10 protein-coding genes are annotated in these 15,898 nt (G+C 43.0%); all 10 read left to right on the top strand.

Annotated features, from left to right (window positions below; genetic code table 11):
• The first annotated feature begins 13 nt into the window (after positions 1-13).
• The 10 genes from AAA970_RS18330 (at position 14) to AAA970_RS18285 (ending at position 15,232) form a co-directional block, all read left to right on the top strand.
• Complete coding sequence (locus tag AAA970_RS18330) at positions 14-1,501, top strand: RagB/SusD family nutrient uptake outer membrane protein (RefSeq protein ID WP_338238347.1); 1,488 nt, start codon at positions 14-16, stop codon at positions 1,499-1,501.
• A 283-nt stretch (positions 1,502-1,784) separates the two neighbouring features.
• Positions 1,785-4,130: a beta-glucosidase BglX gene (gene bglX, locus AAA970_RS18325; protein WP_338238346.1), complete on the top strand. Its 2,346-nt coding sequence runs from the start codon at positions 1,785-1,787 to the stop codon at positions 4,128-4,130.
• Positions 4,131-4,677: 547 nt separating this feature from the next.
• Positions 4,678-6,258 carry a sulfatase family protein gene (locus AAA970_RS18320; protein ID WP_338238345.1) on the top strand — a complete coding sequence of 527 codons (1,581 nt, stop codon included), beginning with the start codon at positions 4,678-4,680 and terminating at the stop codon, positions 6,256-6,258.
• Entirely contained in the window at positions 6,255-7,865 is a 1,611-nt protein-coding gene (locus AAA970_RS18315) for a glucoamylase family protein (protein ID WP_338238344.1), read from the top strand. The genes AAA970_RS18320 and AAA970_RS18315 overlap by 4 nt, the downstream gene beginning before the upstream one ends.
• Positions 7,853-8,644, top strand: coding sequence for a carboxylesterase family protein (locus AAA970_RS18310; RefSeq protein ID WP_338238343.1), 792 nt, complete (start codon positions 7,853-7,855; stop codon positions 8,642-8,644). Before AAA970_RS18315 ends, AAA970_RS18310 begins: the two co-directional genes overlap by 13 nt.
• 2 nt (positions 8,645-8,646) lie before the next feature.
• Entirely contained in the window at positions 8,647-10,449 is a 1,803-nt protein-coding gene (locus AAA970_RS18305) for a family 43 glycosylhydrolase (RefSeq protein WP_338238342.1), read from the top strand.
• Positions 10,450-11,489: 1,040 nt separating this feature from the next.
• On the top strand, positions 11,490-12,197 hold the full coding sequence (locus tag AAA970_RS18300; RefSeq protein ID WP_338238341.1) for a family 43 glycosylhydrolase: 708 nt from the start codon (positions 11,490-11,492) through the stop codon (positions 12,195-12,197).
• Positions 12,124-13,251, top strand: coding sequence for a discoidin domain-containing protein (locus AAA970_RS18295; RefSeq protein ID WP_338238340.1), 1,128 nt, complete (start codon positions 12,124-12,126; stop codon positions 13,249-13,251). Before AAA970_RS18300 ends, AAA970_RS18295 begins: the two co-directional genes overlap by 74 nt.
• Before the next feature lie 348 nt (positions 13,252-13,599).
• Positions 13,600-14,283 carry a sulfatase-like hydrolase/transferase gene (locus AAA970_RS18290; RefSeq protein ID WP_338238339.1) on the top strand — a complete coding sequence of 228 codons (684 nt, stop codon included), beginning with the start codon at positions 13,600-13,602 and terminating at the stop codon, positions 14,281-14,283.
• Complete coding sequence (locus tag AAA970_RS18285; protein WP_338238338.1) at positions 14,273-15,232, top strand: sulfatase-like hydrolase/transferase; 960 nt, start codon at positions 14,273-14,275, stop codon at positions 15,230-15,232. Before AAA970_RS18290 ends, AAA970_RS18285 begins: the two co-directional genes overlap by 11 nt.
• The last annotated feature ends 666 nt before the right edge of the window (positions 15,233-15,898 follow it).

Genomic DNA, 15,898 nt, shown 5'->3' with positions numbered 1-15,898 from the left:
GAAAATCATGAAAATGAGTTATAACTTCGTGGCTATTCTATTAGCCTTGTTGACCCTTTCTTCCTGTGGTGACTTTTTGAATATTGTGCAGGAAGGGGAAGTCCCTACCGATGATATCGATTTTACAGATCCTGGCCAAATGTATGCGCCTGTATCCGGTGTTTATGCAGATGCCCGACGAAAAATGACCCAATGGGAAATTTGGCCATTATTGAATGTTCGGGGTGATGAGGTGACCAAAGGTGGAGGTTCCGCAGCTGACCAGGGGGATTATCTCAATATAGAGACCTTTAATTATGCTGCGGCCAAAGGTTTTTGGGCACTGAATAACAGTTGGGAAGCTTTTTATAAGGTGGTCTATACCACTTACTACAATGAAGATTTATTGAATCGTTTTGTGGTCAACCTTTCCAATGAATCTGATTTGGCTTTGGCGGAACAATACCGCGCGGAGATCATTTTTCACCGGGCATTAGCGTATTACTTCATCGAACAGCTGTGGGGCGAAGCGCCGATCGTAAACCCTGAAAATGTCAATGATGTCTTCCTTTATCGTGCGACCAATGAGAAATTGATCGACCATATCATCGAGCAATTGGATTACTGTATTGATCAGCTTCCGGCAACACAGCCGGTGCACACTGGCGCCGTGACCAAATATACCGCCATGACTTTGAAGGCCAAGCTGGCCTTGCGTTTGGGAGATTTCGCTACGGTGAAATCCCTGACCGATGAAATCATCAATGCGAATCAATACCAATTGGTCGCACAGGATGAATATTACGATTTGTTCAAAATTCCTGGAAAACTATCTTCTGAATCCATTTATGAGTTTCAGTTCACCGATTTTGGAAATGGGGACGGACAACAGATTTATGGCGGAGCATGGTTTCAGCATCAGGGGCCACGAAATACACCTGCACCGGTAAATGGATGGGGCTTTATGATGTTGCAAAAAGGGTATCTGGATTTCTTAAATCAGCATGGCAACAATGGGGAAAGAGATCAGGAACGTTGGGACTTAGCCGTGTTGGAATCCGGTGTTACCACCAAGGCAGGGGATGAAATTGGCCTTTTCGAACCGTCTTTCCTTCCAGTGAAAGCACATTATAACGGGAAAGCTTATACTCCTTCAAATCAGCTGACCCCCGGCCGCCCGAACTACGGGGCCAATAATAATATCCGACTATTGAGATATGTGGATGTTTTATTGATGAATGCTGAGGCGAAGGTAAGAATCGGAGGAGATGCGGCCAGTCCGCTGAATGCAGTCAGAACGCGTGTTGGCCTGGAGCCTATTAACAACCCAACCTTGGATCAAATTTTGGACGAGCGCCGTGCAGAACTTTCTTGCGAGTGGGGCGACAGATTCAATGATTTAGTCAGAACAGGGAAAGCCAGCGAATTGCTGGAGGGCTTTGTGAAAGGAGAATCAGAATACCTGCCGATTCCGGTGCGTCAGGAGGATTTGAACCCAAGATTATTAGAACCAGCTAGATAATAATATTAAACCGGATTATTCATCCTTTAATCCTCCTTTAGCTGCAAGGCAGGAAAAATGAAGGGATTTTTCCTATTTCGAGTTTTTGCCAAGGAAGCAGAGGAATGAGGAGAAAGCAAGCTTGTCCAAATTGGGGCTATATATTAATTGGTGAACATTACCTTATGGAGTTATTAGTAAGTCATTTAAGGTGAGGTTGTAAGTTAAGCGATGAATAATTCGGGTATAGGGGAGGCCCGTTCCTCCCCTGATTTTTTTCGAATCGAGGATCAGTAAACAGAAAATGAGGAATAGATTGAAGAATTGGTTGGGACATGGTAAATATGCCGCAACCTTGTTAGCCACCACTATCGCCCTTTCATCATGCAATAGTGGGAATTCAAAGAAAAGCGTAACGGAATGGCAAAGCTATAGCGGAGATCCACAAATTGAAAATAAAGTAGACTCCCTGCTTTTGTTGATGAGTCTGGAGGAAAAAATCGGGCAGATGAACCAGTACTCTGCCAATTTTGCGGCTACCGGAGAAGTGGTGGATAACCAATCAGGGGCTTATCTGAAAAAGGGAATGATTGGCAGTACCTTCAATGCCTTTGGGGCAGAGAAAGTACGCATGTTACAAGAGCAAAACCTGAAATATTCTCGCCTTAAAATTCCAATGCTTTTTGCCGCTGATGTTATTCATGGCTTGGAAACTACTTTCCCTATTCCTTTGGCTGAAGCCTGTTCCTGGGACCTGGACCTGATGCAAAAAACGGCCAGAGCAGCTGCAGAGGAGGCAACGGCCTCGGGCATTGCCTGGAACTTTGCACCTATGGTAGACATGTCGGCAGACCCTCGTTGGGGCCGCGTAATGGAAGGTGCCGGAGAGGATGTTTACTTAGGCAGCCTGGTGGCGCGCGCACGAGTAAAGGGTTTTCAGGGAATTCAGGATTACCGCGATTTGAGTAAATCCAATACCTTGATTGCTACCGCCAAGCACTTTGTCGGCTATGGGGCTGCGCAGGGCGGAAGAGATTACCATACCACCAATATTTCAGAACACAAGCTACATGAAACTTATTTCCCTCCATTTCAGGCAGCGGTAGAAGAGGGGGTTGGATCTTTCATGACCTCTTTTAATGATCTGAATGGCGTGCCGGCAACCGGAAATAAATATTTGTTTAAGGACATCTTGCGCGACCAATTCGGATTTAATGGTTTGGTGGTAACAGATTATACCGCCATTATGGAGCTGATTCCTCATGGATATGCTAAAGACTTGAAGCATGCTGCTCAATTAAGTTTGGATGCGGGTATTGACATGGACATGATCAGTGAAGCCTTCGTGACCCACCTGAAGGCTTTGGTAGAAGAAGGGAGTATTTCTATGGCTCAAATTGATGTAGCCGTGGCGAGAATTCTTGAGATGAAATTCTTGCTTGGTTTATTTGAGGATCCTTATCGTTACTGTGATGCGGAGCGTGAGCAACAAGTGGTCATGAAGGAGGAATATCAACATTTGGCCCTGGAGGCGGCCCAGTCCTCTATTGTCCTGTTGAAAAATGACGATAACGTATTGCCCCTAAAACCGGAAAAGGCTAAACGCGTGGCGCTCATTGGTCCTTTCGTTCAGGAGCGCAAAAGCCTGAATGGGGAGTGGGCGATTAAAGGGGACCGCAATAAATCGGTTACCCTGGAGGAAGGTCTGATGCAAAAATATGCCGGCTCTAAGGTGAAATTCACCTATGCCAAAGGGACCGACTTACCTTTGATTGATCGTAAAACACAGAAAGTAACCACCCAAAAGCCTTCCAGTAAAGGCTTTGCCGAAGCCATCCGAACTGCCAAAAACAGTGATGTGGTATTGGTGGCCATGGGCGAAAATTACCATTGGTCCGGAGAGGCGGCCAGCCGTTCGGATATCACTTTGCCCGGTAATCAAAGGGAGTTGTTGAAAGCGCTGAAAAAAACGGGTAAACCCATAATTTTGGTGTTGTTTAATGGTCGGCCATTGGATTTATCCTGGGAAGCCGAAAATGTGGATGCCATCGTGGAGGCCTGGTACCCGGGCTTGAAGTCAGGACATGCCCTGGCGAATATTATTGCCGGGGATTATAATCCATCTGCGAAGTTGGTGATGTCCTTTCCCCGAAATGTAGGGCAGGTGCCAGTTTTTTACAATCAAAAAAATACCGGCCGTCCATTCAATGATCAAGCGCCGGCGGATTACCGCTCCAATTATATTGACGTAGAAAATACGCCACTTTTCACCTTTGGACACGGTCTTTCTTATACTCAATTTGAATACAGCAATTTGAAACTGAATAAGTCATCCTTCTCCAAGGGGGGCAAAATTGAGTTGAGTGTTGAGGTGAAAAACACCGGCAATTATGATGGTGAGGAAATCGTTCAGTTGTATATCCATGACAAAGTGGCTTCCGTTACCCGTCCGGTAAAAGAGCTTAAAGGCTTTGAGAAAATCTTCCTGAAAAAAGGGGAAAGTAAAACGGTTCAATTTACGATTGATGAATCGACCATCGCCTTTGTTGGCTTGGATCTGCAAAAAACGGTAGAGCCGGGAGATTTTGAGTTATGGGTTGCCAAAAGTGCGGCCGATGAAAGCCTAAAGGCGGACTTCCAATATCTCTAAGCTAGTTTTTATAAAGCAGCATTCGCTATAAACGATCAGCATAGAGGAGCGGTGGTCTCCGATGGTGGGCTACTTTGAAAAACAATCCCACATCGCTTTTCATAAATTAAATTTGTAGCCGGATGCTGTGAGCCAAACACATGCAAAAGAAATAATCTACAAATGCAAATTCTCTGGAGGATGGGCCGGTTGTTATCCCCCAAAACTACCGCCCTCCTCCCTTGAATTACCCGATAGCGGTGCCCTGGTCTGGAATAGGGAAGCGATAAGTGCTTTTATGAGGAGGAAGAGCGGACTTCTCCCATGAATACACCGCTAGCTTATTCATTCCAAATTCTGCACCACCAGCTGAGCGAATGCCGTTCAATGGTTTTTTTATCGTGATGGTAGGTGTTCTTTTGATTTTTAAACATGCGCTCCTTTTCCCGCCATGCAGTAAGTGAATTTTGAAGTATGCATAGTGCGGATTAATCTTTTTTTTTGAGCTGAGCCTCTAATGGTGATGCTTTTTATTCAATGTCCATTCCTAATCCTTATTCGATAAAAAATGGTATTTAACTTTCGACATTTTTGCTTTTTAGCCTTAGGGTTGAGTTTGTTTTCCTGTGGTAAAGGTAAGCTTTCCTCTACTCCTCAACGTCCCAATATTTTATTGATGATTTCCGATGACCACGCCGTGCAGGCGATCAGTGCTTACGGTCGTCCTATCTCAAAATTGGCCCCGACTCCTAATATTGACCGCCTGGCCGAGGAAGGGGTGTTGTTTACCCAAAATTTTTGTGCGAATTCCATCTGTGGACCCAGCAGAGCTACTATCCTGACCGGTAAGCATAGCCATATGAATGGCTTTGTAAAAAACGATCGAACAAAATTTAATGGGCACCAGCCCACCATTGCCAATATTTTACAAGAGGAAGGCTACCAAACGGCCGTAATTGGAAAATGGCATTTAAATACCCTTCCCGTGGGATTCGATCATTATGAAATATTGAATGATCAGGGAGAATATAATAATCCGGACTTTATGACCAAGGACACCACCATCCAAAGAATGGGCTATGTCACGGATATCATCACTTCCCTTACCAAAAAGTGGCTGGGTGATCGGGAAGAGAAAAAACCTTTCTTTTTGATGATGAATCACAAAGCACCCCACCGAAACTGGGTGCCCGCAGAGCGACATTATCGTACCTTCGAACAGACGACCTTCCCGGTGCCTTCCACCTATTTCGATGCTTATGAGGGACGGGAAGCCGCAGGCCAGCAAAAAATGAATATTTACCGGGACGCCTATGAAGGCCATGACCTGAAAATGGTGGCTGGCGTAGGGAGTGATAGTTTATTATATGATCCATGGCCTCATGTTTTTATGGAGCGCATGACCCCGGAGGAACAGGAAAAGTTCTTGGCCGCATACCGGGAAAGAAATGATGATTTCTATACTACACCACGAACAGAGAAAGAAAAAGCAGAATGGAAGCTTCAACGTTATTTGCAGGATTATTTGGCCTGTGTGAAGTCTGTTGATGAAAGCGTTGGGGAAGTTTTAAATTACCTGGAGGCGGAAGGTTTAATGGAGAATACTATTGTGATTTACACTTCTGATCAGGGATTTTTCCTGGGCGAACATGGTTGGTTTGATAAAAGATGGATGTATGAGGAGTCTTTTCGTATGCCGCTATTGATGAAAAGCCCTTTTGATAAGAAACAAGGCATGGTGGTGGATCAATTGACCCAAAATATTGATTTTGCGCCGACCCTTTTGGAAATGACGGGAGTAGATATTCCGGATGAAATGCAGGGCAAATCCTTCCTGGGACTTTTGGATGGCACAAGTCAGGATTGGAGAAAGTCGCTTTATTACCATTTTTATGAATTTCCGGGCTTCCACAGCGTACGCGCACACCATGGGGTAAGAACAGATCGCTACAAATTGATGCATTTCAAAGTGGAGGACCGATGGGAGATGTTTGACCTTGAGCAAGATCCGGAGGAAATCCACAATATCTATGGCGATCCAGCTTTTGCAGAGGTACAGCAAATGATGCATCAGGAATTTGAGAAGTTGAAAAAAGAGTATCAGGTACCCGAGGAGGCACAATCTAAAAACAAGTCCTCAAAGTCATGAGAAATATCATCCTGATTGGACTTTTAGTTTTTTCCTTTAGTCAGCTTTTCGCCAAGGGCGGGGAGTTAATATTGCAGGCCAAAGGGTACGATAGTCATGTCGAATTGCGATGGGAAGCATCAGAAAAAGAGGGACTTTCCTATCAAATTTTCGCCCGCAAGCAAGGATCGGCATCCTTTGAGTTGCGGGGCACTACGGAGGAGCAGTTTTATTTGGATTTTTTAACCGATTGGGGGAGGAATATAGCAGTCGACTACCAGGTGGTCGCTGTTCAGGGGAAAAAGACCCGAAAATCCTCCCCAATAGTTTCGGCGAAAATCCGGGATTTTACAGAGGAGGAATTGCTGGAAATGGTCCAGCAATATACTTTTCGATATTTTTGGGATTTTGCTGATCCCAATACCGGTCTGAGCTATGAGCGCTCCAATAATAGTGAAAATAAAACCGTCACCATTGGAGGCAGTGGTTTTGGCGTGATGGCGGTGATCGTCGGTGCCGAACGCGGCTGGATAAGTCGGGAACAGGCCGTGGACCGATTGCTGCAGGCCACCGAATTCTTAGAAGATTGCCCCCGCTTCAAGGGCATGTGGGCGCACTGGTATATGGCGGAAACCGGGCAGGTATGTGAATTTGGCAAAATGGACAATGGAGGCGACATCGTGGAGTCTTCTTTCATGGCGCAAGGCCTTTTAACGGCCCGTCAGTATTTTAATCAAAATAATACCAGGGAAACCCAACTCCGTGCTAGGATTACGAAGCTATGGGAGGAAATGGATTGGGAATTTTATACCAATGATACCGAGGGCTTGATCTGGCATTGGTCGCCGGAACATGGTTTTACAAAAAATCATGTCATCCGCGGGTACAATGAGTGTTTGATCACTTACATCCTGGCAGCATGTTCTCCGACCCATGCGATTCCGGCAGCCTATTATCACAAGAGCTGGGCAGGTTGGGATAATGAGACTTTTGCCAATTATGAAGAATATTATGGAATGACCTTGCCCTTGGGGACCAAGCGCTGGAAAGGTGGTCCGCTATTCTTTGCGCATTACTCCTATTTGGGCCTGGATCCCCGGGGATTGGCAGACAAATATGCCAATTATTGGGAACAAAACCGTCGTCATACGCTCATCAACCGGGCGTACTGCATGGATAATCCCTATGGCTATAAGGGCTATGGTGCGGATTTATGGGGATTGACCGCCAGTGATAAAGTACCCAAAGGTTATAATGCTCACGCACCGGGATTCCTTAGAGACAATGGAACCATAGCGCCCACTGCCGCCCTTTCTTCTATGCCTTATACCCCTGCAGAATCTATGCAGGTATTGAAAAATCTATATAGGAATTTTGGTCGGGATACTTTTGGCCCTTATGGTTTTTACGATGCGGTGAATCCCTCCTTGAAAGAAAAGGAAGGGGTGTGGGTCAGACAAAATTATATTGGAATTGACCAGGGTCCCATCCTGTTAATGATCGAAAATCACCGTTCGGGACTGCTCTGGAGATATTTTATGCAAGATCCGGATGTTTTAAAGGGCTTGAATAAATTGGGGTTCCAGCGTCACGGACAGGAAATCGAAATTAAGGAATGGGTGAATTAATGAGGTCGGCTATATTATGTTTCGCATTTTGGCTGGGGGCGCAATGGGCTTGGGCTCAGAAGGGGGCCTTTGAGAAACAAGTTTACTATGCTCAGGGTGATAGTCTGTTATATCAAATATTACTTCCAAACGATTTTCAGGAAGGGAAGAAGTATCCCCTGATTTTATTTTTGCATGGTGCCGGGGAAAGAGGCGATGATAATGAAAAACAGTTAAAACTTGGTGGAAGTCTTTTTGAGTCGGACTCCGTGCAGCAGGATTATCCTGCCATTATCGTGTTCCCCCAATGCCCTGAGGGAACCATGTGGACCGCCCGACAAAAACAAAAAGACCGGAAAGGAGACTGGAGGTTTAATTTTCCCGTGCCGGAACATCCTCCGAAGCCTTCCGAAATGGTCAATGCATTAGTCGACAGTTTACGTAGCGGCACGCAGGTGGATCCCTCCCGGGTATATATCATGGGAATATCCATGGGCGGCATAGGTACGCTGGAATTTCTACACCGATGGCCAGAGAAATATGCCGCAGCGGCGGTGATTTGTGGAGGGCATAATCCGCAGCTTACGGGTAATTATCATCAGGTTCCTATTTGGTTTTTTCATGGTGGCAAAGATGATGTTGTTCCACCAGCTTTCTCCAAAGCGGTTTTCAAAAGGATAAAAAGAAAAAATAAGGCGAGCCGGTATACCCTTTATCCGGAGGCTAATCATAATTCATGGGACGATGCGCTGGCAGAGCCCCAATTATTAAACTGGTTATTTCAATTTAAGCATTTATAAAAATGAATATTATAAAAACAGCTTTATTCCTCGCGGCTTTGCTTTGGGGGAATGTCAGCAAGCTTTGGGCTCAGGAGCAGACCTATTGCAATCCCCTGAATATTGATTATACCTATATGATTTACAATTCTCATCGTGATATTTCTTACCGTTCAGGAGCAGATCCTGCCGCAGTGGAATTTCGCGGAGAATATTATATGTTCGTTACCCGATCCATGGGCTACTGGCATTCCAGGGATTTGGTCAATTGGGATTTTATTAAACCGGAAAATTGGTATTTTCAGGGCTCCAATGCACCAACAGCCTTTAATTACAAAGACTCTGTTTTGTATGTTACCGGAAACCCTTCGGGCAGAATGGTGATCCTGGCGACCGATAATCCAAAGGCAGGAAAATGGGAGCCTTCAACGACTATTCAGAATAATTTACAGGATCCCGAATTATTCATTGATGATGATGGGGCAGCCTATATGTATTGGGGTTCCTCTAACGTGCATCCCATCCGGGTGAAAAAACTGAATAAGGATAAGCGATTCGTTTATGAAAGAGAAATTCACGAACTCTTTAACCTGGACGAAGCGCAACATGGTTGGGAGCGTTTTGGGGAGAATAACTATCATCCAACCTTAAAAGAAGGCTATATTGAAGGGCCGGCCATGACCAAGCATAATGGCAAATATTATTTGCAATATGCCGCACCCGGCACCCAGTTTAATGTTTATGCCGATGGTTATTATGTGGGGGAAAGTCCGATGGGGCCTTGGGAATATGCGCCCAATAATCCGATGTGCTTGAAGCCGGGTGGTTTTATTAATGGCGCAGGCCACGGCACGACGATGAAAGATCGTCATGACCAATATTGGCATTTTGCTTCTATGGCTTTGGCCTCCAACTCCCACTGGGAACGTAGATTATGCTTGTTTCCAACATATTTTGATCAGGATGGCTTGATGTACAGCAATACGGCCTATGGGGATTACCCTCGATATGGATCTGAACATCCCACCAAAGCAGGCCAGCACACCGGCTGGATGCTCTTGTCATATAACAAGCCGGCGAAAGTGGCCTCTTCTTTTCTGGAAGTCAACAAGAGTACCGCGCATGATGGTGACTACGTAGTGGATACTTTGGCCTCTAGTCAAAATGCTAAAGGGGATTGGCAGACCAGCGTATTGACGGATGAAAATTCCAAGTCTTACTGGGTGGCCGACGCCAATAATGATCAGGAGTTTGTTGAAATTGATCTGGGGAAAGTGGCTTCCGTATATGCCTTGCAAATCAATTTCCATGATCATGAATCAGACTTATACAGCCGTCAAAAAGACGCCCGCCATCGCTATACCGTAGAAGCCTCTGTTGATGGTAAGCACTGGAAGGTCATCGTAGATAAATCTAATAACTGGAAAGATGTGCCCAATGATTATGTGCAGCTGCGCCTACCCGAAAAGGCAAGATTTGTTCGATATAACAATATTGAAGTCCCAACACCAAACTTCGCCATGTCTGAATTCAGAGTTTTTGGTTTAGGAGAGGGTAAACTACCGGCCAAAGTTAGGAATTTTAAAGTAGAGCGTCAGCAGGATCGCCGAGATGCCCAATTAAGCTGGGATAAGGTCAAGGGAGCACAAGGCTATAATATTCGTTGGGGTATTGCGCCGGATAAATTATATCACTCCTGGTTAGTGTATGACAAAAATGAAATAAAGATTCCTTCCTTTGATGTTCCAACCACCTATTATCTATCGATTGAGGCATTCAATGAAAATGGAATTTCTCAGCCTACGGCTCCCGTAATGATGAAATAAAAAATAAACCGGCATGGTGGGGATTATACAATACTCCATCATGCTTTTATGTATAAAGGCTTTAGAGCGTGATTAAAAGCGCACCATCCCACTGTAAATTCGAATGATTGGAAGCGACTTTGGATAATTGCTCAACAATAGCACTGCTTTTTTCTTAAAATAATTCGGTATCGTTGCTGTAATCATCAAATTTTCGTTACGAATTTTGGCTTTTAAATACGCTATTAATCCTCGATTAGCTGATAGGAGGGGGAAATGAGGATGTAGTTTTTTATTTCGATTTTTTTCTAACAAGGCGGATGAATGAAAAGCAAGCTATTTAAGTCGAGTTAATATATGTAATAGTGAATAATTCGAGTTGATAAGGGATTTTTAGTGTTACTAATTTTATCAGTAAATGATTTGGTGGGTGCTACTTGGGTGAATTCCTTGAACTTATGAAAGGTAATTGGGTTGAAATTTGAAAGGATGATTAAGAGGGTGTTTAAACCCCTTCCATCCGAAAGAAAATTCGATTGATTGCAAGTGAATTTGGATAATTTCTATAAAATAATGCTACTATTTTATAAAAATAATTCATTATAGCTACTGCAATAATCAATTTTTCGTTATGAATTTTGGCTTTTAAAAAACGTATTGAATACCTGTTTATGAAGGTTCGAATTTTATTGTTTTTCCTCAAGCTTTGTATATTATTGATTTGGTTTATGGTGATGTTTTAAATGATTTATATCTAAATATAAATACGTTAATCCTTAAATTTTTTTGAGTGGTAATAGAAAAAGTTGTCAATTATTTTCTAAGAGCATGTTTAAAACCTTACCATCCGACCGCAAATTAGAATGATTGGAAGCGCTATGGTTAATCTCTCAACCATAGCGCTGCTATATCCTCCAAATAATCTTAAATCGCTTCTACTATACTTCAAATTTTCCTTACGAATTTTGGATTTAAATGCGCTCTAAAAAAATTACCCGCTTAAGTACTCTCTTAATGATAATAATCTGAATTTTTTACTTAAATCGGGCTTTGCCCTCGGAATGTTTACAATGCTATCCGGTACTGCTATTGCGCAGGATAAGACTTATTGTAATCCCGTCGATATTGATTATAGTTATATGTCCCATTATCGTGCGAAAACGGATGTTTCCTATCGGTCCGGCGCAGACCCAGCGGTTATTAACTATAAAGGACGGTATTATATGTTTGTCACCCGCTCTCATGGTTATTGGTCCTCTGATGATATGCGTAATTGGAAATTTATAAGTCCTCAAAATTGGTATTTCGGGGGATGCAATGCACCCGCAGCAGCGGTAAAAGATGGCAAAATAATCCTATATGGTGATCCTAGCGGCAGAGGACCTATTCTGGAAACGGATAATCCGGAATTAGGTAACTGGCAAACCAATTATGCGGTGCTGAATCCAAAAGGGGGAATTCAGGATCCGGATTTATTTGTGGATGATGATGGCCGGGTATATTTATATGAGGAGTCCTCCAATAAATGGCCGATTAGAGCAGTGGAACTAGACCCGGATAATTATTATGTCCCCATTGGAGAACAAAAGGATTTATTTAATCTTGATCCGGAAAATCACGGATGGGAACGTTTCGGGCAGGATCATGATTCAGCATTGGCGCCTTATATTGAAGGCCCCTGGATGGTCAAACATAATGATACCTATTATCTGGAATACGGTGCTCCAAGGACACAATGGAATGTTTATGCGGATGGGGTATACCAGTAAAAGTCCTATGGGGCCATTTGAATATGCACCTTATAATCCGATTTCTTATAAGCCCAGTGGTTTTTTAAAGGGCTCCGGCCATGGAAGTACCGTAAAAGATAACAGGGGAAACTATTGGCATTATTCTACCATGGCAATCTCGGTAAATTACAAATTTGAGCGTCGTATTGGAATGTATCCTGCAGGTTTTGAAGACAATGGACAGATGTATGTGAATACGGCTTATGGAGATTACCCGCATTACCTTCCGGATACAGATACTGAATCGCATAAATATCGCTTTACAGGTTGGATGCTACTCTCAAAGGATAAAAAAGTAACGACTAATTCCGTACTGAAAGGCGTAAAGCGTAAGGTGGTTGACGAGCATGACAAAGGCTATATGCTCGAACAGGAGGCTGCCAATTATGATATTTCCATGATTAATGATGAAAATATCAGAACGCTTTGGGTGGCGGAAGGAAACGGTTCCGATATTTGGTTTGAAATGGATTTAGGCCGAACCATGACGATAAATGCCCTGCAATTAAATTTTCAGGATTTTAATGCTGAAATCTTTGGAAGACCAGATGATTTGCGTCAGCAGTTTGTGATTAAGACTTCCGAGGATGGAAAGGAATGGGACATTGCGGTAGATTTTTCGGATAACCACGAGGACCGTCCACATGCTTATATTGAATTGAAAAATCCTGTACAAGCCCGGTATATCAAATACCAAAATATAGATTTTCCTAATCAGTATCTAGCCCTGGGAGAGTTCCGGGTTTTTGGAAACGGAAATGGTAAAAAGCCTGCATCCCCCGGTGCTTTTAAAGCACAGCGCCAGCCTGATGAACGAAATGCAGATGTTTCATGGAAAGCAGTAAAGGGGGCTATGGGGTATACGCTCTATTGGGGGATTTCACCCGATAAACTGAATAATAACGTAATGATTTATGATAAAAATGAATATGCATTGCGGGCATTGAATGTGAACCAAAAGTATTATTTACAGGTGGAAGCCTTTAATGAGAATGGAATATCAAAAAAGTCTCAAATTATTGAACTTCAATAAACCGGTGCTTAAAGCCAAAACGTGAAAAACCGGGAGCCCAGCATTCAATGGTTTTGAGAGTATAACGGTACTATTGTTAAATAAATGCCTGATTACCTTTGCTAATTTGAATGTTAAATTGCGTAATTTAAAACTTATATTAATGTAGGTTAGGTGCGTTTTAAATAGGTTTTTTCAAATAATTATATCCTTATACAGGTTAATGAAATAACCTATCTCCCTTATTATAATTATTGTGTAGGAGTGTTTGTTTCCATATATTTTGGATAGTAGGCACTCCTTTATTCACTTTTTTAAATAACGTATTCCATTGTTTTTATCTTTTATACCACAGGAAATGCCGTACCCATGAATCTTTTATTCCTTAATCCCATAAATCGGTCAAGAACCTACCTTTTGCTACTGCTGTTTATAGGCTGTTGGACTTCCCTCTTGGGAAAGGAAAAACAAAAGCCAAATATCCTTTTTTTTCTGGCCGAGGATATCAATCCCTATTTGGGGTGTTATGGTGATTCAGTCGCCATGAGTCCTACCATTGATGCGCTTGCCACGAAGGGAATTCGCTTTACCGAAATGTACGCCCCAGTGGGCGTTTGTGCGCCCTGTCGCTCCTCCTTAATGACGGGGATGTTCCCCACTTCTATCGGAGCGAATCATATGCGGACAGGGGGAGGTCCCAAAGCAAGGCCCTATCAATTACCCTCCTATCAAGTGATTTTACCAGAAGAGATAAAGGCTTATACAGAATATTTAAGGGCGGAGGGATATTTTTGTACCAATAATCGGAAGACAGATTATCAGTTCAAAAATCAGTTAACTTTTTGGGATGAGTGTCATGGAGAGGCTACCTGGGAACATGCTCCGGAGGATCAGCCATTTTTTTCGATATTTACCTATTTGGAGTCTCACGAACAAAAAATTTGGGAAAGTAAAAATGATACCCTTTGGGTAAAACCATCGGAAGTTACCCCCCCCACCATATTTGTTAGCGGATTCCGTCGGCCGGAGGGATTGGGCAATCATGTACAGTAATATTTATCGGATGGATCAGCGGGTGGCTCAGGAACTGCATAGATTGGAAAAAGCAAAAAAATTGGACAATACCATTATTATTTTCGCCTCAGATAACGGAGGGCCAGGGCCAAGGCAAAAGCGTTCCATATATGAGCGCGGAACTCATATTCCGTTTATAGTGGTGTTTCCTGATGGTACCCAAGCTGGAAGTGTTGACAATCGTATGCTAAATATGGCGGATATTCCAGCTACCATTTTATCGCTGGCAGGCATTACCCCTCCCTTTTATATGGATGGGAAGGCTTTTCTTGGGGAGTTCGAAGAAAACCAGGGAAGAGACTATGTATTTTCCATTCGCGAGCGGATGGATGACCAATATGGAAAGCAGCTTAGTGTGAGAGATTCGAACTTTCGTTATGTCAGAAATTATTACCCCCATCAGGCAGAATACTTGGATGTTAAGTTTCGTTACAATATTCCCTCCATGTTGGAATTGTTGAGGAAAAAAGAAGAACTGACGCCTGAACAAGCCTCTTGGTTTACCCACCCGCGTCCAAAAGAGGAGCTTTACTTCACTGAGAAAGATATTCATGAATTGAATAATTTGGCTGATATACCTGAATATCAACTGACCCTGGAGAGGCTTAGGGCATTAGCCGATAAAGTGGAAGCGCAATATTGGCCCTACAAGAATTTCACTGAAAAGGAGTTGATAAAAGAAATCGGAAATACTGGAAATGTGCAAGTCTCCAGACCATCAATTTCTCAACATCGAAATCTGATTACCCTAAATGCCAGCACTCCGGCCGCTTCCATAGTGTATCAAATAAATGGGGATGGAAGCAAACGATCTCATTGGAAGTATTATACCGGACCATTTAAAATCCGAAAGGGAGATCGATTAAAGGTTATTGCAGCCAGAGCTGGTTTTGAACAAAGCGAAAGGGTGAACTATACCGCTCCCTAATCAATAGCACAAAAAAAAGTCCGGGAACCAACCGGACTTCAATACCAAACTATAACCTTATGAACCACTATGATTATTCTTACTCAAGAGGGACGTTTTAAAAAGGAAGGATGCTTAATCAGGGTTGATCAAGCATCCGTTCACCCAACATCAACCTATGTTTGGTAATTTGCAAAGGCTATGCCAAAGTGATTTTGGTAATTGAATTTTTTTTAGGACAAATCAAAACCTGGTAGCGAAATTTCGGCTGTTGATCTTAAAACTTGTTCAGCTTATTCCATTCAGAATAATTCGTGAAAATTGGTGTTCATTTGTGGTTTTATACCTCATCACTCCAATATACTTCAAACCCCTTCCAATCGGATTATTCGTACCATTTGGGACAAAAACCTGGCGCACCCTAAATTCAAAAAGTTTGTAGCTAGCCATTCAATTTTCTCTCTCTTTTCATTTTTTCTTGATAAAAAACGAAACAAAAAAATCAAGGCCATCTTTGTTGTAGTGTATTTGCTTTGCTGAATATTTAATGGTTTCTTTTATCAAGTACTATGATTTAAATCATTCGGGATTATTCGCGCCATTCGTGGCAAAACTAGCGCGCCCATTCATTCAAAAAATTTGTAAAATCTGTTGCCAAAAGCTCACGCTCCAACAAAATATTAGCAC

It is taken from the genome of Persicobacter diffluens (assembly GCF_036244895.1).
GTDB lineage: Bacteria > Bacteroidota > Bacteroidia > Cytophagales > Cyclobacteriaceae > Persicobacter > Persicobacter diffluens.
The sequence above is the reverse complement of the archived record's forward strand: the minus strand, read 5'-3'. Positions and strand labels throughout refer to the sequence as shown.